The following is a 22,473-nucleotide window of genomic DNA, read 5'->3' on the forward strand; positions in this document are numbered from 1 at the left end:
CCCACGACAGCACTCATCATGAAAGAAGCCGGCGTTGAAAAAGGCTCTGGTGAGCCAAATACCAAGATTGTTGGGGATTTGTCACTTGAGGCTGCGATAACAATTGCCAAGATGAAACATGATGACATGCTTTCCTATGATTTGAAAAGTGCAGTCAAGGAAGTGGTCGGTACATGCGTATCGATCGGCGTCACAGTTTCAGGCAAAAAGCCCGAAGATATGCTCAAAGATATCGAATCGGGCGTTCATGACGCAGCTCTCGCGGGATAGAATCGATATGGAACCATAGAAGATCGGAGTATTTCTCACGGTCGCATCACTATGGAGGAACCTGATGGTAGAGAAGAGCGTCCTTATTGACGCATTGAAAAAGGCAAAAGAACAGGCGCCTGAACGGAAATTCACCGAGAGTGTCGATATGACCATTAACCTGAAAAATATCGACATGTCTCAGCCGAAAAACCGTATTGATGAGACCATCCTCCTTCCCCACGGGAATGGCAGGGCTGTCAAGATTGCCGTTCTCGGTTCTGGTGATATTGTCACGCAGGCCAGAGAAGCCGGTGTTGAACTCATCATGGGACCGGAAGAGATTGAGCGCCTTGGAGGTGCCCCTCGTGAAGCACGAAAAGTTGCATCCGAGCATCAGTTTTTCCTGGCAGAAACGCAGGTCATGAGTCTTGTCGGACGATGGCTTGGTCCACGGCTTGGACCCCGTGGCAGAATGCCGCAGCCGATTCCCGCCGGTACGGATATCCGTCCGATTGTGGAACGTCTTCGCAAATCTGTAAAAGTCAGAACCAAGGACAAGATGACATTCTCACTTAAGGTTGGAACAACCGCCATGAGTGATGAAGAGGTTGCAGAGAATATTGATGCAGTCCTCAAGCGTATTCTTGCAAAACTAGAGATGGGTGACTTCCAGGTCAGATCGGTCTATATCAAGACAACGATGGGGCCGTCTGTGAAGGTGGAGTTATAATGGCATTGTATACCGCACATCTGCCCCAGTGGAAGAAGGATGAGATTACCAACATCAAGCGGCTTGCCAGTGAGTATAAACTGGTCGGGCTTGTGGACATGTATGGTATCCCGGCCAGACAGGTGCAGGATATCAGGAGAAATCTTCGCGGCAAAGCCGAACTGATAATGACCCGGAACACGCTCATCGAACATGCGTTTGGTGAGGTCGGGGGATCCCTGTCAGAGCTCTCTTCACACATATCCGGACATTCTGCTCTCATCTTTACGAATGAGAATCCTTTCAAGCTGTATAGTATGCTTGAAAAGACGAAGACAAAGATGGCAGCACGTCCTGGAGAGATTGCTCCGGAAGATATCGTCGTTTCAAAAGGACCGACCAGTTTCCGTCCTGGTCCAATCGTTGGTGAACTTCAGCAGGCCGGTATTCCAGCCGCCATTGAGGCAGGAAAAGTTACCATTCGTGAGACCAAGACGGTGGTAAAAGCCGGTCAGGAGATCAGCAAGAAACTTGCAGATGCACTTGCCAAGCTTGATATCAAGCCGATGGATGTCGGTCTGATTCTGCAGGCAGCCTTCTACGAAGGAAGTATCTACGAGTCTGATGTCCTTGCAATCGACGAGACTGCATTCTATAACAGTATTATCACCGCTGCAACCCATGCCTTTAACCTGTCAGTCAATGCTGCATATCCAACCAGAGATACTGCATCTGCACTGATAAGCAAGGCTGTCCGTGAGGCACGCGGGGTAGCTGTCGAGGCTGCAGTCACCAGTAGTGACGTCATCGATGCCATTCTTGGAAAGGCACACGCTCAGGCCATGGCCCTTCAGAATGTTGTCGGATAATCAATATGAACAATACGAACAATCGGAAAGATAATTTGGTGAATTAACATGGAGTACGTATACGCTGCACTCCTTCTGCACAAGGCAGGAAAGGAGATCAACGAATCATCTGTTCAGGCAGTACTTTCTGCCGCTGGTATCGCTGTCAACGAATCACGTGTCAAGGCACTTGTCGCATCTCTTGAAGGTGTGGACATTGAGGATGCAATCAGCAAGGCAGCAGCAGCACCGGTCGCTGTTGCAGCAGCTCCTGCAGCAGGTGGTGCAGCTCCGGCAGCCGCTGCAGCAGAAGTAGCCCCGGCTGAAGACAAGAAGGCTGAAGAAGAGAGCGGAATGGCAGGGCTCGGTGCCCTGTTCGGCTAAATATTTTCTTTTTTTTCTCGTTTCTTTTCTGCCCTGACAAACCGGTCCAGAAGTAGTCCGGGCTCCTTGCGAGAAATATGCAAGGTATCACATGTGATCCGGGTTTATTCCGGCAGAAATCACCAGGGTATCAGAGTGATTCATCACTCTCAGAGATGTAATCCTGGTTATCACAATAATTTCAGGATCTCGTTTCCAGTTATAATCCTATTTCTGTACCTGGACGGTTCAGCAAATATCCACCCAAACCGGATTGTAATTCATTATCACCTGTTCAGATTACTCATCATCTCTTACATCAATGCCTTCCCTGGGTATTTGGGGGATATGTTTTCGTACTGAACGCCGAATCGTTTCAAAACCGTCGGGGCAATATCCTTTTGATCGCCGGTCGGGTTATATCCTGGTTCATTTGCAATCATCCACAGGGAAATCTGTCCAGTATGATCTTTTGGACCGGTATTAAACCCATGATCAGTGGTGACATACATTGCAGTCTTTTTATCCAGTTCCTGATCCTGTATGGCCTTGAGAATCGTACCGGTTGCATCATCTATCTTCCTAATAGCTGCTTTTTGTTCGGGAGATTCTGCTCCGTATGCATACCCGGCATCAGCTGCATCCCTGAAATGAACAAAGATAAAAAACCGACCTTTTGGTGCAAAATGATAGACCGCTTCTGTTGCAACAGAACCTACCAGTCCTGCATCACTGTTCCGGTCATAATAATAATCGACAATTTTTCCTGCATGGTAGAATGGGAGTCCTTTTATTGTCCCCAGACTTCGTTCCTGCGATGCTACAATGACTGTACTAATAGAATCGGTTCCAAGTGTTTCTTCAAGTCGTTCAAAAAGAGTCAGTCCATGGGGTATCTCTCCATATCGCATGCTTTTAAAAACATTCGTCTGTTCTGGTGGATATCCGGTCAATATCTGTGCATGACCTGCCATAGTATCCGGGAAATGATCGGTAATGGTGATATTAATAAAACTGCCTTTTTGAACAAGAGTGGAGAGATTGGGGAGATAACCCGCCTGTAAGAGGTCCAGCAGGGTATCTTTGGATATCCCGTCCCATGAAATCAGTATTACATTATCCATCCCTGCTGGTGCTGCACAGACCATATCTGACATCAGCATGAAGAACAGAATACCTGAACAAATAATTATTTTTCTGGATCTCTCTGTGTATATGCTCATATTACAATAAACCCGGGCCATACCGCTGACCCATTTTCAAATAATATGACTGGTGATACTCTTCTGCCGGCCAGAATGGTGATGCAGGGACGATTTCTGTTGCGATGGTTGCAGCATATCGGCCGGAATCATTGAGCTCCCGGATGAAACGTTCTGCTTCATCTTTTTGTTCCTGTGTTGTATAGAAGATAACTGAACGATACTGGCTGCCGATGTCCGGCCCCTGCCTGTTAATTTCGGTCGGATTATGCAGGGAAAAGAAAACCTCGAGAAGTCTACGATATGATAGGACTGCCTCATCATACTCGATCGCAACCGTCTCAGCATGACCGGTGGTATCTGAACAGACATCCTGATAGGTAGGGTCATTGGTATGGCCCCCCATGTAGCCGACGCGTGTCGAAAGTACTCCCGGAAGTCTTTGAAACCCTGCTTCTATTCCCCAAAAACACCCTCCGGCAAAAAAGGCGATTGCCATGCATTAATCTATGTATTCAGAATATATAGGAACTGTTACTGATGGAAATACTATAAGGTTACAAGGAAATTCTTCATTATGAATCACTTCGTATCTGGACTTGTATTCCTGCTTGCCGTAATGATGTGTATCATCCATGCTCATGCGGACATTCGGACCATAATGCCAGGAGGTACCGTTTTTCTTGGCGAAGAGGGACTGGATATCTCCGCAACCGGTATCCCTGATGGCGGACAGATCGCATGGTGGGCTCCCGGAACTGCCAGAAATGAAGAGCCTGCGGATATAATTACGGTTTCATCACCAGATTCCTTTTATGTTTCACCCTCTGAATTTTCAGGAAAGGAAGGACTCTGGTACTCTTGGCCGGACAGGTCTTTGGTCTTCCAGGTAAAACGGCCTCAGGTATCGGTCAGGGTGTATGATGAGACTGCAGATTTTGATGCAACCGGAAAGTGGATTCCACGAGGGGATATGGTATCGTTTCGGATATCATCAAATGTCTATGAGGCAAATGCATGGGGAGGACCGGAAGGAAACGTGGATATTGTGCTTATCAGTCCAGAAGGGGCAAAATACTCTTCCGTTTCAGGACCATCAGGATCATTTTCTCTGACCGGTATTCCGCTCACGTCCTCACTGACCTCAACCGGTCCGGTATGGAGCACCGGAGGAGCGACCGTGGGAACCTGGACTGTGCAGGCTGAACTCTCCATGAACCGGATTAAGGATAATATGCCAGATATCGGTGCGGGGGTCTCTGCTCCGGTAGAGATTCTGATTCAGAATGTCAATCCTTTAATAAAACAACCCGTTGCGATTGAAGTTGGAACACCGGCACCGGATAAAACTCCAAAAGTCATGCCAACAACAGTAACCGCATATACTGCCCCGGTTACAAAACCCCCAACTCCAATTCAACCTTTGCAGACACTGATGCAAATACCTGCACCAACCTTCACGCCTGTTCCGACTCCAACGTACACAATGGTACAAACCATGGAACCAACACCGGTGAAAACACCTGAATCAACTCCAGCTCCTGAACCGACCAAATCTCCCCTGAGTGTACTATCGATCATTGGAGCAGGATTAGTTCTGATGGTTCTCAGAAAAACCTGAATCCAGGGAATGTCATAGAGGCTTATCGTCCTCTCTAAATCAATACTTATTTTGCCAAACAATAGAATAGGAGTGAAAGAGATGTCCCGCCTGAAACTTCCGATTGGTATTCAGTCTTTTGTTGAGATTAGAACCGGAGGATATGTCTATGTTGATAAAACACCTCTGATTCACTCACTGGTGCAATCAGGCAAATAATATTTCCTTTCACGACCCCGGCGGTTTGGAAGAAGTCTTCTCATCGATACGTTTGATGCGGCTTTTTCCCAGAAACGGGATCTCTTTTCCGGACTTTTTCTGGACAGTCCGGAATCAAAATGGGACTGGAATAAGAGAAGCCCGGTCCTCCGGATTGACTGGTCACTCTCATCTTCACGGACACCAGCAGAGTTGAAAACACAGATACATGAGCTCGTCTCTGCCTGGGCAAGAACCTGGGATTTTGAACCTTTTGAGACATCGATTGGCGGACGATTTTCATCAATAATCAGGGAGATACACGCAAAATCGGGAGAGCAGGTCATTATCCTTGTTGATGAGTTTGATAAACCCATTCTTGATACCCTGGAAGATCCTGCTTGTGCAGCCGAGATGCGGGATATCTTACGGGACTTTTATGGAGTAATTAAACCACTCGATTCTCATATCAGGTTTGTTTTTATCACCGGTGTATCGAAATTTATCAAAACTGGTATTTTTTCCGGCCTGAACAATCTTCAGGACATTACTCTTGACTCCCGGTACTCCACCATCTGCGGATATACAGAGGAGGACATCAGGACCGGTTTCGCATCCTGGTATGAACGATATGATCCTAACTAATCCGCGAATGGTACAACGGATACTCCTGGACCGGTGAATCGGTCTATAATCCCTTTGACATTCTTTTATTTTTTGATTCCGGGATCTTCAGACCATACTGGTTCGAGACAGGACACCCTCATTTCTCATTAAAACCTGACAGGATGAACCACGGTTACCGGCAGAGTATGACGGGATGATTTCAGGTGACGAGATCCTCCTGTCATTTAATCCGGAAAAGATCCGGGTTGAGACCCTGTTATTTCAGACCGGGTATCTGACCATCAGATCCTGGTCATCTGACGGCATCCGGGGATTTCGATGCACACTCGGATACCCAAATAAAGAGGTCAGAATATCTCTTAACCTCCTATTCTCTGAGGCTCTCTCCGGCTATTCACTCTCAGACAATCGTAATATCCTATTTTCTATTCTGGACACCGGGGATGAAGAAGGATTGCATGTTCATCTTCAATCGTTCTTCGCTTCTATTCCCCATGACTGGTTTCGGAAAAATCCCCTTGCAAAGTTCGAAGAGTATTGGGAAAGTCTGATGTATTCATATATTGCAAGTCTGGGATACGAGGTCATTTGGGAAGATACAACGAATAAAGGTCGAATAGATCTGACGGTCAAAACCCCATCATATATCTGGATCTTGGAATTCAAAGTCAAGGGTTTCGTGCAACAGGGAAGGAAACTTCCTCTTGATCAAATTGACGAACGTGGATATGCAGAAAAATACCTGTCAGACCCCCGGCAGAAGATAAAAGTCGGCATCGTGTTTGATCCGGAAACACGAAATATTGAGTCCTGGACGACAGACTAACCTTTTTTCTATCAGGATCGGATGCATTCCATCAGGACCGATAATTATCTTAGATCGTAAGTAATAATGAATAGTATGAATCTTGGAGCAACGATTATCAAATCACGACGGAGTGTCAGATCATATACAGACAAACCTATCAGTGATGAAATTATTAAGGAAACACTGGAATGTGGCCGACTTGCTCCGACCGCCATGAATCTTCAGCCCTGGCTGATAGGTGTGGTAACGGATCGCGACCTGTTAAAACAGATTGCAGATCTTACAGATCATGGTAAGTTTATTGCAGATTCAGCAGCCTGTTTTGTGACTTGTGGCGATAAAGGCGCAAAATATTATCTGGAAGACTGCTGTGCAGCAACCATGAACATGATCACCTGCCTGCAGGCATATGGGGTTGGGTCATGCTGGGTTGCTGGCGATAAAAAAGAATATGGACCAAAAATTTGTGAACTCCTTGAGATTCCGCCGCCATATGTGCTGACATCACTCATTGCGGCCGGGTATCCGAAAGAGATTCAGGTTCCAAAGAAAAAGCCAGGAAAAGAGATCTTTTTTACCAACCGCTGGAAACCGGAAGAAGAATAGAAATCAGGAAAGGATCCTCCCTTCCTGGTTTTTAAATAGACTGGAATAATTTCACAACGTCAGTATAGTCAATTCTTCCGTTTCCTGAAAAGTCAAATGCAGCAACCGGCTCATTCTTACTGATCCAGTCCATCTGTTTAAAGAAGGTGACGACGTCAGAGTAGTCAGCACGGTCATTTCCATTTACATCCTCATATTTACCATCGCCATTCAGATCTTTTGGTGGCTTGCTCATTCCAGGAAGCGGGACAACACCAGATGAGGATCCTCCACCGCCAAGTGCTTTATAGAGATTAATACGTCCGCCAGATACGGTTTTTCCAGAGAATGCGGGCAGTTTATCGACGGTATCCATGATCTTTGCCTTGAGGGCTGCGGGTGACAGGGATGGATTTTTTGAAAGCAGAAGGGCAGCAAGCCCTGCTACATGGGGCGTCGCCATTGAGGTCCCTTTCATCTTCACGTACTGGTGTCCCAGTGATGACGGATATGTGGACATGATCCAATCTCCGGGAGCCGCAACATCCACCGTGGTTGCCCCATAATTTGAGAATGATGGCATGCCATCCTTTGCATCAGATGCTGCGACAGAGATGATTTGGGGAGAGTCAAATCCTGACGGGTAATGCGGGGTAATATCATTATTTGATCCTGCATTGCCGGCAGCACAGGTAAAGAGGACATTTGTTGACGCAATTGCATCACCGAGCGCCTGGCTTTTTGCTGTTCCACCCCAAGAGCAGCTGATGACATTGGCGCCCATCCGGCGTGCATAGGCGATTGCATTCAGTGATGCAGCAGTATCACCATTCCCGTCGGCTCGGAGGAATTTTAAAGGCATAATCTTTACCTTCCAGGCAACACCGGCTATACCTACACCATTATTTCCAATCGCCCCGATAACCCCGGCACAATGAGTTCCATGGCCGTTGTCATCCATCGGATCATTATCATTATTGATAAAGTCATACCCGTGCACATCATCGACATAACCGTTTCCGTCATCATCAATACCGTTATCAGGGATCTCTCCCGGGTTTGTCCAGATATTTGCCGCAAGATCCGGATGAGTATAATCAACACCGGTATCGATCACGGCAACAACGATGGTATTTGATCCGGTAGTGATATCCCACGCTTTTGTAGCACTGATATCGGCACCACTCGTTCCTCCGGTCTGACCAGTGTTTGACAGTGCCCATTGATCGGTAAATTTGGGATCATTGGGAAAGGACAGTGCAGAGAGTGCTCCAACGTCATCTGGTCCTGCCGGTTCTGTTTCCGGAAGTGACAACGAGATGATGTAATTCGGCTCTGCATAGGCGACATATGGTGAACTTTCCAGTTCTTCAATCGCTTCTTTTACTGATACCGGGCCTGAAAGATCCAGGGCCTGCAGATTAGCAAGTCCTTCTGCTGAAAAGTCGGTTGCAACTTCCGCTCCCAGGGCTTCCAGTGCTACCGGACCTGACCCTTCAGCAGCCAATGCTGCAACCCTTCCATCTTTATACTTGACAATGACCTCACCAGGAACATATGGTGCAGTAACCGATGTCCCGTTTCCATCCGCAGAGCCGGACGCATCATCTGCACAGACCCCTGAAATAACTCCTGAAAGGAAAAAACCGGTCAATAGCAGCATACATAATAGATATCGAAAATGCGAAACCTGCATGTTTATCCCCCACGAAGACAGCCGCACAGACTGTATGTACTAGGATCTATAAATTCAGAGAGATTTAAGTATCTTCCCCGGTGACCTGTGCACCAAGGAACGCACCAGTGATCAATGAAAGAGAAAGACATTATGTGTACGACTGGTAACGTGTACCTATGAACCGGTCTGTACTCCAGGTCGCGCTGGATCTGGTTGAAATTGACCGTGCTATTGCCATAGCCGGTGAAGCTGTTCTTGGTGGTGCTGACTGGCTTGAGGCTGGGACCCCGCTTATTAAAAGTGAAGGAATGCGGGCAGTATCTGCGTTAAAGGCTGCATTTCCTGACAAGACAATCATTGCGGACATGAAAACCGCTGATACTGGTGCGATCGAGGTAGAGATGGCTGCCAAATCAGGGGCAGATATTGTCTGTGTGCTTGGTGCCTCTGATAATTCTGTTATTGCTGAATCGGTTCGTGCAGCCAGAAAATACGGCGTCAAGGTAATGGCTGACCTTATTTCAGTTTCTAACCCGTCCATACGGGCAGGTGAGCTTGAACGTCTGGGAGTTGATTATATCTGTGCTCATACGGGAATAGACCAGCAAATGACCGGAACAGACTCACTGGATCTGTTGATGAAGGTCATCAAGGAGGTGAACATCCCGGTTGCGGCTGCCGGAGGAATTTCTGAAAAAACTGCATCCGGTGCTATTGCAGCGGGTGCATCCATTGTGATTGTTGGTGGTGCGATCATCAGATCATCCGATGTCTCCGGTTCTACGCGCAGAATCAGGGAGGCCATGAACAAGCCTGCCCCCTATACCGGCCCTGATATCTCACGGGAGGATGAGATTCGTGAAATCCTTTGCACGGTCTCATCATGTAATGTATCAGATGCAATGCACCGGAAAGGAGCGATGGCTGATATGATCCCACTCTGTCCGGGGACAAAGGCGGTTGGAAAAGCAGTTACGGTACAGACATTTGCCGGAGACTGGGCAAAACCGGTTGAAGCGATTGATATTGCATCTTCCGGGGATGTTATCGTCATCAACAATGATAAAGGAACAGATATTGCTCCCTGGGGAGAGCTTGCCACCATATCCTGTATAAACCGGGGAGTTGCCGGAGTTATTATTGACGGGGCGGTTCGGGACGTGGATGATATTCGAAAGATGCATTATCCTCTCTGGTCACGGGCAACTGTTCCGAACGCGGGAGAGCCAAAAGGGTTTGGGGAGATCGGATCTGAAATCAGATGTGGCGGTCAGATTGTCGCTTCAGGAGACTGGATCATCGCCGATGAGAGTGGGGTTGTTGTCATTCCCAAAACACGGGCATATGAGATAGCCAGGCGAGCTATGGAGGTCTATAAAACCGAACTTCGGATCAGAGAGGAGCTCAGACAGGGAAAGACACTCTCTCAGGTGATGAATCTCCTCCGATGGGAGAAGAAATGAGAACGGAGTATTCCTCCTGTGATAGAATGGATGGTTCGCAGGAGGACAGAATATGAGTGCTTTTCGAAAAATCGGAGAACTGACAATTGCGCACCTCATTAATGATATTTATGCACCCGTTCTTATGGCGCTCCAGCCAGTCCTGATTACCATGTACGGTTACGGGTATTTTGAGGCTGCATTACTCCCTGTCGTGCATAGTCTGACATCATCCCTCCTTCAACCGGTCTTTGGATATCTTGCGGATAATAAAGGAATAAAAGTCAGTATAGGCATTTCCATACTTCTCTCCGGTATCGGGGTATCTATACTGGGTCTTATTCCAAATCAGTACTGTATAATGCTGATGTGTGTTGCCATCTCCGGCGTTGGTCATGCCAGTTTTCACCCTGGAGCACTCTGCCAAGTCAGCATTCTGGCAACCGGCAGCTCCCGTGGGAAACTTACATCACTCTTTGTAGTGGGAGGGAACATGGGGATGGCACTCGGACCGATCATTGCCGGCATTATTCTTACCACCGGTGGAGTTCCCCAGGTTATCTGGCTTATCATCCCGGCTGTTGTAACAGCACTCGTTCTTTACATAAATCCGCTATCTGATTCATGTAATATCAAACAGAAGTCTTCTGCAGACGGAAATGAAAACTGGCGTCCGGTCATGCTTCTGTTCTCAGGTGCTACCCTGCGTTCCTGGGTTACCTTTGGAAGTATGACCTTCCTTCCGACCTATCTGGTACTTGAAGGATATTCGCTTCTTGAGGCAACAACGCTGGTCAGCATCATGATGGTTGCCGGTGTTGCCGGTCAGTTATCAGGAGGAGCCCTCTCTGATCGGATTGGACGAAAGAAAGTGATCGTAATCACAACAAGTGCATCTATTCCGGCTTTTATCGCCATTCTTCTGACACATGGATCACTCCTGATTGTGAGTATGATGATCTTTGGATTTTTACTCTGGTCATCATTCTCTGTGACTATAGCCATGTCCCATGAACTGATACCGTCAAAAGTCGGATTAATATCCGGGTTATTCCTTGGTATAGCAATGGGTGCCGGCGCAATCGGGGTCTCACTATCAGGGGCGGTTGCTGATATAGCAGGCCTGTATACAAGTCTTGAAACCTTCCCCATTATTCTTGTCATATCAGTGATCATCTTTATGCTGGTGAGAAGTCCTGCATCTCATCTGCACCATGAATAATTTATTTCATCTTTTTTATGAAAGGTAACTTATGTAGGGTTGAATAATATACCATAAGGTGAGGTGGATGTGGTCAGGGAAGCGGGTATGTATTCTTCTGAGTATCGTGCTTATTACAGGAACTATTTCATCATGCCTTGCGGATGAGAATGAGGAAGGAGGAACCTTTGCACCGCTGTCACTTCGATGGCAGCAGCTATCAGCATCGGATAATATTTCCGGAAACGGGCAATATTGTTGCGGAAGCGGGCCACTTCGTGAAAGTCCGGTCGATCTCTCACATTTAATCGGGAAAAAAATTCACGCACTCTCTATTCTTGCAGACTACCCTTCAAAATTTGATCTGCGTACCTCAAACCGTGTCCCTGCAATACGGGATCAGGGTCAGAGTGGCAGCTGCTGGGATTTTGCATCAATAAAATCGCTGGAATCATCACTCCTTCCGGAAACAGTAAAGGACTTCTCGGAGAACAACCTCAAAAACCATGTATCTGTCTATGATCCAGAAGGATTTGATTTTGCAGACGGTGGAAATGACCTGATGGGCGCTGCATATTTCCTCCGGGGATCTGGCCCGGTACCGGAAAAACTGGATCCGTATAATCCCTACTCCTTTATCTCACCAAAGGATCTTCCTGTCGAGGTGCGGGTGAGTGATGTCCCAATGATTCCGGGCCGGTCCGGACCGACTGATAATGAGAATGTAAAATGGGCTCTTGTCAACCTTGGATGTCTGTATACCACCATCCTGTATGATGATACCTATTTTAATTCAGAAACGAATGCATTCTATAATCCTGACGGGAAGACACCAAACCATGCAATCTCCATCGTGGGCTGGGATGATACCTATCCTGCCTCAAACTTTAAGACGCAGCCGGCCGGAGACGGAGCATTTATTTGTGCAAACAGCTGGGGTCAGAACTGGGGCGACAAGGGATTTTTTTACGTCTCGTATTACGATACCCTGATTGCAAAACGGTTATCGGCATTTACTGCCGCAACCCATCCGACCGACGGAAGTTATGGATATGATACACTGGGATGGGTAAACAGTTTCGGTTTTGGTTTTCCTGACGCCTCTGCCGCGAATGTGTTTATCGCTGATGCCGATATCGAGATCACCAGTGCAGGATTTTACATCCCGCAGGTCGGAACCAGTATTACCGCCTCAGTCTATGTGAATCCTGATAACGGGCCTGTTGGCAGTTCCTCACCGGCAACATCTGACAGTGAGGTGTACCAGATTCCCGGCTATCATTCACTCCTGTTTGATCTTCCGGTAAAGGTAAAGAAAGGAGAGAAATTTTCCATTGTTGTTGATTTCAACACCCCTGACTATGGATTTCCAATCCCGGTTGAGTACCCGGTCCCCGGATACAGCAGTAAGGCAACCGCACAAACAGGACAGAGTTATGTCAAGACGTCAACCGGGAAATGGTCAGATCTGACGACGTGGGATCCGCAGGCCAACGCTTGTATTCGTGCAGGGTATAAGCTCATCTCCGGACCAAAAGCAGACTTTTACGCAGAACCTACCAGTGGCAGTGCTCCGCTGACCGTCAGTTTTCATGACATCTCAACCGGCAATCCAGAACGCTGGCTCTGGCAGTTTGGCGATGGGGCAACATCTACCGAACAAAACCCGATCCATACCTATGCATACAACGGGGTGTATTCAGTCACGCTTACCAGTGATACTCCTGCTGGTGAATCAGTGATGGTGAAAAAAAATTACATCACCGTCTCTGAACCTACCAAGATCATCGTTCCAGATGATCACTCGCTGATCCAGGAGGCGATCAACCATGCTGCCCCGGGATCAACCATTCTTGTGCGATATGGGTATTACCCGGAAAAACTGACCATTAATAAACCCATCACCCTCATCGGTGAGAGCAATGCCGATAAGCAGAAACCTATCATTGATGCACAGTTCACCGGAACGCCGGTCAGTATCACAGCTGCCGGAGTAACCGTGGAGAATTTCTCCCTGACCGGTGCATGGTCTGAGACTGCAATACGGCCTGCTGTTGCAGTCAGGGGAAATGAAGCAGTAATCAAAAACAACTGGATTTTTGAGAATTATGCAGGTGTCAGATTTGAAAATGTTGTCCGTGGAACGCTTGATGGAAATATCATCTGGAATTCTACCAGTCATGCGATCTATGGGGAATCCAGTTCCTACCTTGATATCACTAATAATACCGTCGTCTGGACAAAGGATTCATCAGCGATCAGACTCGTGTCAGGGTATAATTCAGTAATCAGAGGGAATGCAATTGCTGAAAACACAAAGGCAGGCCTCTCAATTACCGGAACCGGCGTTACCATCTATGACAATTATCTGAATAATACCCAGAATGTTGCCCTGACCGCCGATACAAAGGCTGTCTGGAATATTCCAAAATCTCCAGGCCCGAACATTGTCCTAGGTCCGTATATCGGAGGTAATTTCTGGGCTGCTCCAGATGGAACAGGTTTTTCAGAGACTCATAAAGACTTGAACGGAGACGGGTTTTGTGATGAGGTTTACCGGCTTGGTGGAGAAAACGTCGATGAGCTGCCCCTTGCGGTTCCTGATTCGGTTCCCCCTTCTGCATCATTTGAAGCTGAACCAAGATCTGGCAGTCTCCCACTCACCGTTCAGTTCAAGGATACCTCCCTTGGAACTATCGAGAGCTGGCTCTGGGACTTTGGAGACGGGACATCCTCATCTGAACGGCATCCCGCTCATGTGTATGAAAGTATCGGATCATATGATGTCAATTTGACAGTCATAGGGCCGAAGGGGACTGATTCTGAGGTAAAACCTGCATATATCACTGTCACAGGAACCGGAAACAAGTATACCCTGACATTCATGCCAGGCTGGAACTTCTTTACCCCGCCCAAATCACTCTCCCCCGGAAGTGATACTGCAGCAATTTTTGGGAATATCCAGACTGACGGCCATTCCATATTTGAATTCCCGAACCAGACAGATGGCTGGAAGAGACTGAATAAGGATACCATCCTCCTTCCGGTCACCGGCTACTGGATCTATTCAAAGAATCGCGTAGATACAACACTCTGGCTTGACCCGGTCAGTGGAGGGAAAAAGACTGTTGAACCAGGATGGAATGCTATCGGTTCTCCAGGGACCGGCCCGGTTCCGGCAAAGAATGCCATGAGTCCCCTTGGCGAGAAATGGACATATCTGATCGGGTACGATGAAAGTCTGCAAAAATATGAGGATACGATTATCAGGAAAGGATCAGGAGTCCATTCAGATGACCGTCTGCTCAAATCCGGTCATGGGTACTGGCTGTATGCAACCGGAACCGGTGAGATATATGGGGCATGATGAGGGAATAGGTTATGTATCTATCCGGTCATGAGGTTCGATTGATATGACCACTATCTCCTGAACATTTCCTGTTTCAGGATCTATGATCGGACTGTATGTCCTGACAAAAAACCGGGTATCTTCATTATACCGTTCACATACCGGTTTTTTCGTCATAACTACTTTCTGAATATATGAAGTAAACCGCTCTGTTGCCTCAATATCATGATATTCTCTGTAATGGGTGCCGATGTAATCTCCATCAATCCCAAGCCTTTTCTGATGATGAGTATTCATAAACCGGTACCGGCACTCAGGATCGACGGCATAGACAGAGTCCTGCATGGCTTCAACGAGAATTTTATAATACTCTTCCAGGTTGCTGACTGTCCTTTCAAGCCGTTTGGTGTGGGTGATCTCCGTTGATATAACGGTTGCAGCAATCGTCATCCCAAGAATCTCATTTCTGACCGGACTGATAGTCCTGACAAACCACCGGTCACCCTTTTTATATTCATTATGAAGGGGCCTGCTCTCCTCGATGACTGTTTTGATAAGCTCTAAGAACTGGATCGTCTCTTCATCAGAGTGAAGATCCTCATAATTATAATCACGAAAATCCTTATCGCCAATTCCCAGACGATTCTTGTGATGAGAATTCATGAAGAGATATCGTCCCCGCTTGTCTACCATATAAATAGAATCCTGGGTACATTCAACAAGGGTTTTATAATTGGTTTCAGATTGGATGAGGGCTTCTTCGATCCGCTTTCGCATAACAGCCTGGTGAATCATATTCCGCAGTTCAGCAAACTGAACCCGTGGTTCGGATCCTTTCTGCAGATAAAAATCAGCACCAGAATTTAATGCTTCAATAACGACTTCTTCCCTGCTTCTTCCGGTAAAGATAATAAAGGGTGTTTCTAGTCCCATCCGTTTGATGGTCTTTAAAAATTCTATCCCGTCCATCTGGGGCATCTCATAATCAGAGACGATGGCATCGTATTTTTTCTCACGAAGCATACCTATCGCAGTAAGAGCCGATGTGCTTGTATCAACCGCGATATCACCCCCTTTTTCAAGAAACAGACGCGTAATGTCCAGTAGTTCCGGCTGATCGTCTACAAGCAGAATTTTTATGATCGTCATATGCAGGACAGTGCTCTTATGAAGCGAAGTGTTATCATGAAACTCCCCAAGGATACTATATCGTTATACTTCCTTTCTAAAAAAAGGGTCGGATATGACTGACACTCCCAACAGCTATATATAATAATTTTGGAAACCGAGAGAACAAATTGAGTACATACTTATACTTTCTTCGTGAATTATCTTCCATACTCAATGACTAAAGGACCCGCCCCGACTCAGGTTCTTCAGATGTATATCCCGGTATTTCTGATATTCTGCATTATGTGTACCTGTTTTTCTGGTGGGTGCATCCATCATGAAAACACAGAGACAAATGCGACCATTCGTATCGGTATACTCCTCCCCTTATCCGGTGAATTCTCTGCACGGGGGTATGAATGTCTGAACGGATCTCTCCTCGCCATCGACGAAATTAATAAAAATGGGGGTATACAATCAAAAGGTGGCCGTTTACTCGAGTATTATATTGCAGATTCGAAAGGAAATGCTACTATCGGAGCTCAAAAGACGAAGGAGCTCATCCATGATGCACAGGTACGGGTAATAATCGGAGCATACCAGAGTACGGTTGCTATTGCTGCCACACAGGTTGCAGAGCAATATAAAACTCCTTTTATCGTAAATACCGGTGTGTCTGATATTATTATCGAACGGGGATTTGCATACACCTTCCGTATTATTCCTTCTGTTGATGATTATGCATATACTAAGGTTCAATTCCTAAAAGCCCTGAACCGGATTTTCCAGACTCCCATACAGAGGGTAGCACTAATTTATGAAAATTCAGCGTTCGGGACTGGTGCAGCCCTTTCAGAGCATACATTTCTGAAAAAAGAAGGTTTTACCATAATCAGTGAAACCAGTTATGTACCATCAAATGTAAGCTCCTTTTTGCATACTATCAGAATGGTGGCAGACGAAAAACCTGATGCGATTTTTACCACTACATACCTGAAAGATGGGGTTTTTATCGTTCAGGAACTCAGGGATGCAGGATATACAGGCCCAGTTATTGATTCCGGAGGGGGGACAATTTCCCAGAGTTTTATTGATAGCCTTCATGACAAGGCAGAAGGTATGTATTCAATATCTGAACTTGTATATTCGCTTCCTGCGGTCAGGGAATTAAATTCCAGATATTATAACAGATTTGGAGTAAATCTCTCCGGAGCCAGTGCCTATACCTACCAGGCAGTTCTTGTTTTAGAGGATGCACTTAATCGATCAGTCACCCTTGAGAGGAAAGATATCCGAAATGCTCTTTCAACGACGAATATTACCACATATTCGGAAAATCTCCTGCCCGATGATATGATAGCCTTTGGTCCCAACGGACAAAATGACTTCTCCCGCCTTACCATCATGCAGGTACGGAATGGGACATGGAAGACGGTATGGCCTGAACATTACGCTGATTCAGATGTAACAGGATTATTCACCCGCAGATCATGAATAAACCGGAATCTCAAAATTATATACCGCCACTCAAACGGATTAGCACTCGCACAGTAATCAGTATTGTTCTTCTGGTAATCATGATGGTTCTCGCTGTCGGGTGTGGCATCATCTGGTTAGCCTACTCCGAGCAGGAAAAAATTATCCATCAGAATCAGAAAACTATGGCAGAAGAAGTCAGCATGACCATATCTACCTATTTTTCCGGTCTAGCCGACAATCTTCAGATAGTTGCTAAAAGTTCGCATTTTTCATCATTGCCTTTAAGCGGGCAAAAAGAGATCCTCATAGATCTCCTCACCGATAAAAAGAAGATGTTCCATGAATGTTCGGTTCTTACTCCTGACGGTCATGAAATCCTTAAATTATCCAGATTTTACACATATATGCCCTACGAACTTGGCAATCTCTCATCAGATCCACTCTTTATCCGTGCAAGGAACGGGGAACCAGCATTCTCTCCCATTTATATCTACCCGAACACCGGTTTAATTTCAGTGGATATCGCAATTCCAGTAATAAATGAACAGGGTTCTGTCACCCATGTATTGAAGGGAACGGCACGAATTCTATCCCTCTGGAAGATGATTGAAAAGATAGATATGGGAATGAGCGGGTATGCCTATGTCGTTGATAATAAGGGGCATTTTATCGCCTATAAAACAATTTCAGAGATATTAGAGAAATATGGAACTCTCATGACTGCCTATCCGCCGGTTCAGGAATTTGTTTCCGGGCAGATGACCAAAAAAGACAAAATTTCTTCCTATATAGGATTACAGGGTAAAGAAGTCATTGGATCATATGCACCGATTGAGGGGACCGATTGGGCAGTCATTACCGAACTTCCAACCAGTGAGGCATTTGAAAATATCACACGGATGATTCAGATCACTCTTGCAGCCCTGATAATTGGCGTAATCTGTTCCATCCTTCTAGGATTTTTCCTGTCAAGGTACCTGACTGATCCAATCTTAAATCTTACAACCACGGTAGACAGAATCGGTCATGGAAACCTGGAGACAGAAATATATGAGATATCCAGGCCTGATGAAATTGGAATTCTTGCCCGTGGTATCGCACGAATGCAAAAAAACCTCCGTGATACATATCTGGATCTTGAACTTCGTATATCTGAGTTGACCCTCGCCCGTGAGGAACTTCGGATTTCAGAGGAGCAGTACCGCACCATATTTGAGCATTCAGAAAATCCTCTAATACTTGTTGAGAAAGATTGTACTATTACACTCATCAATAAAAAATTCGAAGAACTCTGGGGGTACTCCCAAAAAGAGGTTGTTGGAAAGAAAAAATGGACTGAATTCGTTGCAAACCAGGAAGATCTGGACCGGATGATAACTTTTAACAAACGACGGCAGTCAGGGGACAAAAATGTCCCTAATATGTATGATTTCAGGTTTAAAACCTATTCTGGGGAGATTCGGGATATTCTGATCAGCGTTACCCAGATGCCCGGAACAGGTCAGACGCTGGCAACCCTGATTGATGTTACTGAACAGAAGAAATTTGAGCAGGAATTAATTCAGAAAAACAGAGATCTTCATGAAGCATATGAAAAACTGACTGCAAACGAAGAAGAACTGAGAAAGAGTTATAATTCTCTTGCAACATACGAGCAGGAACTTCGGAAGAGTGAACAAAAATACCGGAGTGTTGTCGAGGACCAGACTGAACTCATCCTTCGTTTCAATCCGGATGGGAAGGTCCTTTTTGTAAATGATGCCTTTTGTTCCTTTTTTAAATCTGATCGGGATGAAATTGTCAGATCAGGTCTTACCTTTTCAGGTATTGCAGCATTTGCTTCAGAACTTTTGAACCGGATCTCTTCCCTGGCTAAAGAAAACCCAATGGTTACCTTTGAACAAAAATTTTTGGTACCTGATAGCGAGGAAAAATGGTTGAATGTCACAATCAGGGGGATATTCTCAGAATCTAGATTTATTTCAGAGTTCCAGTCAGTTGCCAGGGATATCACCGACAGGAAACGGGCTGAAGAAGCACTTGAAAGGGCAAGGAATAAACTGAGTCTATTAAATGCAATCACATTTGAGGATATCAGAAATTATGTCTTTACCTTATCAGGATACCTGGAAGTCCAGAAAGATATGATCCCTGATGCGGGAATCATTTCCCTTATTGAGAGGGAACAAAATATTGTAAAGAAAGTATCGCAGTCTATTGAATTTGCAAAAGATTATCAGGATATGGGTATAAAACCCGCACACTGGCAGAACGTACTTCAGGTCTATCTCTTTGCAATATCCCATCTGGATCTTTCTCACATTGAACGAATAGAGGAGATAAAAGGAGTTTATGTGTATGCTGATCCCCTTCTTGAAAAGGCATTTTCCAACCTTGCCCAAAACCTTGTCACGCATGGGAAAGATACCATAACAAGACTCCATATCTATACCAAAATGCAGGAGACTGATCTTGTCATTGTATTTGAGGATAACGGACAGGGTATTCCTGATGATCTGAAGGAATATCTGTTCACCAGAAGGAACGATGTGAAAAAGGGTCTGGGGCTGTATTTTGTTAGTGAGGTTCTTGCAATCACTGGTATCAGGATACAGGAGACGGGCATATATGGAAAAGGGGCACGATTTGAAATTATTGTTCCCCAGGGAAAATACCGTACTGAATAATTTAAAACGCATCTCTCGGAGTTATTTTCAATCAATAATACATACGAACCCGTTTCTTCCATTTTTTCTCTTTGGGAACAGGCTTTTCCCAGAGTTCCTGAAAGAGGCCGCGGTTTTTCAGTTCCAGGTAACATCGCATACAGGCCATAACATCAGCACCGGCATCGTGGGCATTCTCAAATGGTTCTTTAAAGAGAAACAATACAATTCACCTGTTTTAAAATCGAATCTCCATCAGTCAGTATCCATGCCAGCTGAACGAGCCGCGGCCAGTACTCCGGATAATGAAACGGGTCTTTCTCTTCTTTTGGAAGACCAGTAGTTTCAGTATCTATGATCAGGTAATTCATGGATAGTATTGTGCATACACGGTGAAGAACCGGTTGGAGCGAATTCAGAGAGAAGGTTCCTCAAGAACTTTTCTCACCTGTTCGATAACTGTTTCATGAGCGACAGTCAGGACCTCATCGCCGGGAAGAAGGACGATATTGCCACGTGGAATAACAAGCTTATTATTCCGTATGATAGCAGAGAGAACGCATTCCTCTGGGAGATGAAGATCCTTTATGGCCTTTCCTGATGCAGCTGACCCTGTGGTCACGATATGTTCAACTAAAGAGTATTCACCGGTCCGAAGCTTAAGCATGGTCATCATATCACCCACGGTCATCTCCCGTGCGATAAGATGAGCCATCAGATCTGCCTGGTTTACCATCACATCCACCCCCATTTCCCTGGTAAAAAGCCAGGCATTTCGCGGGATATTGACCCGGGCAATTGTCCGTTTTACCCTGAACTCAAATTTTGCAAGACTTGTGATGACAAGGTTCATCTCGTCATATCTGGTCACAGCAGCAACGACGTGGGCATTTTTAATACCGGCGGTGATGAGTGCATGGGGATCAGTCGGCTCTCCTTTGACCAGAATCCCTGGCATCTCTGCTTCAAGACGGTCCCATTCATCAGCCATTCCCTCCAGAATCGTCACAGTATGCCCGTTCGCTCTTAGAATCTTCGCGAGATAAGTTCCTACTTTTCCTCCACCGGCGATAAGAACAGTAAGACCCATCATCCCCCTCCCACGGTTCGCATTTCTGTTCTGAGCCGATCCACTGCATGTTCTTCAACAGCGATATGCAGAATATCTCCCTTTTCCAGTATTGTGCCCAGCGTAGGGATACTTGTTTTTCCCTTCCTTGTCAATGAGAGTATAATCATCTCGCCAGGTACAGTCAGATCTTTGATCGGATGTCCTGCAAGGAGCGGAGGAATATCATACCGGACAATCCCCACTTCGCCGTTTCCAATCCCATGAATGATATCAAGGGTCGAAAATGTTAAAAGTTCAGATATTCTTTCTATCCCTAGGGAGACATTGGTAACGGTCTGAATACCAAGCTTATGATAGAGCTCGGCATACCGGGGATCATGAGTTCGGGCGATGACTTTGGGAACACGAAACATCTGTTTAGCTGCCCGGGCAACGACGATATTAACCGCGTCATTTCCAGTGACTGCCGCAAGTCCATCGGCTTTTTCTATTCCTCCCTCAATGAAGGATTTTCTATCCAGAGCATCCTGATTGAGAACTTTTCCCTGAAAATACGGACCAAGACGGTCAAAGGACTGAGAATCCTGATCCACAACCGTAATATCATGATGGGACCGGGCAAGACGTATTGCAAGTCCGGATCCCATCCGGCCACATCCGATGATGATGATCTTCATATTACCCCTCCTGATGATGAATCACTTCTTTTCTCTGTTCAATCATTCGAATAACTCCTTTTCTCAACTCCTCCGCAAGGAGCAGAACAGGTGCCCAGGCAAACAGAAACAGCCAGTTCTCAACCGGGAATGGTGCTGTTCCTATGATTTCCTGGAATAATGGTACATAAAGGACAATGAGAATGATTATCAGTTCACTGGCAATACCGGCCCAGACCATTTTGTTTGTGAAAAAACCGACTTTGAAGATGGAACTACGCTCAGTCCGGTGTGCAAGGACATTTCCGATCTGAGTTGTGACAACCGCTGCAAGAGCCATGCCAACCGCTGAATGGTAGAGCGGGCCTTCTGCGGGAAGATCGAAAAATCTCCCCCAGTACCCGTTTGTCCAGTACTGATAAAAGAACGCTGACAGTACTGCAAGGGACTGGATAGGTCCAAGCCAGAGATATGATCGCAAAAGAAGAGAGCGGGTAATGACATGCTCATTAAGGTTTCTTGGTGGTTTATCCATGATTCCAGGTTCCGGAGGTTCTGATCCAAGGGCAAGGGCAGGAACCAGATCAGTGCCCAGATCAATGGTAAGGATCGGCATGACGTCAAGAGC

At 46.1% G+C, this 22,473-nt stretch carries 20 protein-coding genes and 2 pseudogenes; 13 read left to right on the forward strand and 9 right to left on the reverse strand.

Features of this window, described 5'->3' with window-relative positions; translation table 11 throughout:
* The 4 genes and pseudogenes from rpl11p to rpl12p all read left to right on the forward strand — a co-directional run.
* A pseudogene (gene rpl11p, locus PLA23_RS01055) lies at positions 1–270 on the forward strand (50S ribosomal protein L11); the annotation flags it as partial.
* Between the two features lie 64 nt (positions 271–334).
* Complete coding sequence (locus tag PLA23_RS01060) at positions 335–982, forward strand: 50S ribosomal protein L1 (RefSeq protein WP_324473640.1); 648 nt, start codon at positions 335–337, stop codon at positions 980–982.
* Positions 982–1,830, forward strand: a complete 849-nt coding sequence (locus PLA23_RS01065; protein ID WP_324331767.1) for a 50S ribosomal protein L10 — start codon at positions 982–984, stop codon at positions 1,828–1,830. Before PLA23_RS01060 ends, PLA23_RS01065 begins: the two co-directional genes overlap by 1 nt.
* A 48-nt stretch (positions 1,831–1,878) precedes the next feature.
* Positions 1,879–2,193 carry a 50S ribosomal protein P1 gene (gene rpl12p, locus PLA23_RS01070; protein ID WP_324331768.1) on the forward strand — a complete coding sequence of 105 codons (315 nt, stop codon included), beginning with the start codon at positions 1,879–1,881 and terminating at the stop codon, positions 2,191–2,193.
* A gap of 293 nt (positions 2,194–2,486) precedes the next feature.
* On the opposite strand, the gene PLA23_RS01075 is transcribed toward rpl12p, so the two are convergent.
* A complete protein-coding gene (locus PLA23_RS01075) occupies positions 2,487–3,335 on the reverse strand; it encodes an alkaline phosphatase family protein (protein WP_324473642.1) in 849 nt (282 codons plus the stop codon).
* A 61-nt stretch (positions 3,336–3,396) separates the two neighbouring features.
* Positions 3,397–3,873 (reverse strand): peptide-methionine (S)-S-oxide reductase MsrA, encoded by a 477-nt coding sequence (gene msrA, locus PLA23_RS01080; protein ID WP_324331770.1) that lies wholly within the window; start codon positions 3,871–3,873, stop codon positions 3,397–3,399.
* A 78-nt stretch (positions 3,874–3,951) separates the two neighbouring features.
* Here msrA and PLA23_RS01085 point away from each other — a divergent pair, with 78 nt between their 5' ends.
* From PLA23_RS01085 to PLA23_RS01105, 4 genes and pseudogenes are all read left to right on the forward strand, one after another.
* Positions 3,952–4,995: a DUF3821 domain-containing protein gene (locus tag PLA23_RS01085; RefSeq protein WP_324473644.1), complete on the forward strand. Its 1,044-nt coding sequence runs from the start codon at positions 3,952–3,954 to the stop codon at positions 4,993–4,995.
* An 81-nt stretch (positions 4,996–5,076) separates the two neighbouring features.
* A pseudogene (locus tag PLA23_RS01090) lies at positions 5,077–5,817 on the forward strand (ATP-binding protein).
* 175 nt (positions 5,818–5,992) lie between these two features.
* Positions 5,993–6,625 carry a PD-(D/E)XK nuclease domain-containing protein gene (locus PLA23_RS01100; protein WP_324473646.1) on the forward strand — a complete coding sequence of 211 codons (633 nt, stop codon included), beginning with the start codon at positions 5,993–5,995 and terminating at the stop codon, positions 6,623–6,625.
* A gap of 66 nt (positions 6,626–6,691) precedes the next feature.
* Complete coding sequence (locus PLA23_RS01105; protein WP_324473647.1) at positions 6,692–7,213, forward strand: nitroreductase family protein; 522 nt, start codon at positions 6,692–6,694, stop codon at positions 7,211–7,213.
* Between the two features lie 31 nt (positions 7,214–7,244).
* Here PLA23_RS01105 and PLA23_RS01110 read toward each other — a convergent pair whose 3' ends face one another.
* Entirely contained in the window at positions 7,245–8,888 is a 1,644-nt protein-coding gene (locus PLA23_RS01110; RefSeq protein WP_324473649.1) for a S8 family serine peptidase, read from the reverse strand.
* A gap of 158 nt (positions 8,889–9,046) precedes the next feature.
* Between PLA23_RS01110 and hxlA the strand changes: the two genes are divergently transcribed.
* The 3 genes from hxlA to PLA23_RS01125 all read left to right on the forward strand — a co-directional run bounded on the left by hxlA (position 9,047) and on the right by PLA23_RS01125 (position 14,880).
* Positions 9,047–10,333, forward strand: a complete 1,287-nt coding sequence (gene hxlA, locus PLA23_RS01115; protein WP_324473651.1) for a 3-hexulose-6-phosphate synthase — start codon at positions 9,047–9,049, stop codon at positions 10,331–10,333.
* A 52-nt stretch (positions 10,334–10,385) separates the two neighbouring features.
* On the forward strand, positions 10,386–11,534 hold the full coding sequence (locus tag PLA23_RS01120; protein WP_324328500.1) for an MFS transporter: 1,149 nt from the start codon (positions 10,386–10,388) through the stop codon (positions 11,532–11,534).
* A 67-nt stretch (positions 11,535–11,601) separates the two neighbouring features.
* Complete coding sequence (locus PLA23_RS01125) at positions 11,602–14,880, forward strand: lectin like domain-containing protein (RefSeq protein WP_324328498.1); 3,279 nt, start codon at positions 11,602–11,604, stop codon at positions 14,878–14,880.
* A 12-nt stretch (positions 14,881–14,892) separates the two neighbouring features.
* Here the strand turns inward: PLA23_RS01125 and PLA23_RS01130 are convergent, their stop codons facing one another.
* Positions 14,893–16,011: a response regulator gene (locus PLA23_RS01130; RefSeq protein WP_324328495.1), complete on the reverse strand. Its 1,119-nt coding sequence runs from the start codon at positions 16,009–16,011 to the stop codon at positions 14,893–14,895.
* Positions 16,012–16,275: 264 nt separating this feature from the next.
* On the opposite strand from PLA23_RS01130, the gene PLA23_RS01135 reads away from it, so the two are divergent.
* Positions 16,276–17,466: an ABC transporter substrate-binding protein gene (locus PLA23_RS01135; protein ID WP_324473653.1), complete on the forward strand. Its 1,191-nt coding sequence runs from the start codon at positions 16,276–16,278 to the stop codon at positions 17,464–17,466.
* Positions 17,467–17,549: 83 nt separating this feature from the next.
* Positions 17,550–20,138, forward strand: coding sequence for a PAS domain S-box protein (locus tag PLA23_RS01140; protein WP_324473655.1), 2,589 nt, complete (start codon positions 17,550–17,552; stop codon positions 20,136–20,138).
* A 31-nt stretch (positions 20,139–20,169) separates the two neighbouring features.
* Here the strand turns inward: PLA23_RS01140 and PLA23_RS01145 are convergent, their stop codons facing one another.
* The 5 genes from PLA23_RS01145 to PLA23_RS01165 all read right to left on the reverse strand — a co-directional run.
* Positions 20,170–20,340, reverse strand: coding sequence for a hypothetical protein (locus tag PLA23_RS01145; RefSeq protein ID WP_324328489.1), 171 nt, complete (start codon positions 20,338–20,340; stop codon positions 20,170–20,172).
* Positions 20,327–20,488, reverse strand: a complete 162-nt coding sequence (locus tag PLA23_RS01150; protein ID WP_324328487.1) for a hypothetical protein — start codon at positions 20,486–20,488, stop codon at positions 20,327–20,329. Before PLA23_RS01150 ends, PLA23_RS01145 begins: the two co-directional genes overlap by 14 nt.
* A 44-nt stretch (positions 20,489–20,532) precedes the next feature.
* On the reverse strand, positions 20,533–21,210 hold the full coding sequence (locus PLA23_RS01155) for a potassium channel family protein (RefSeq protein ID WP_324328485.1): 678 nt from the start codon (positions 21,208–21,210) through the stop codon (positions 20,533–20,535).
* A complete protein-coding gene (locus PLA23_RS01160; RefSeq protein ID WP_324328483.1) occupies positions 21,207–21,866 on the reverse strand; it encodes a potassium channel family protein in 660 nt (219 codons plus the stop codon). Before PLA23_RS01160 ends, PLA23_RS01155 begins: the two co-directional genes overlap by 4 nt.
* Before the next feature lies 1 nt (position 21,867).
* The coding region (locus PLA23_RS01165) for a cation transporting ATPase C-terminal domain-containing protein (protein ID WP_324473656.1) at positions 21,868–22,473 on the reverse strand (606 nt) is incomplete at its 5' end.

Origin of the sequence: Methanospirillum sp. (genome assembly GCF_035406105.1) — an archaeon.
Taxonomy (GTDB): Archaea; Halobacteriota; Methanomicrobia; order Methanomicrobiales; family Methanospirillaceae; genus Methanospirillum.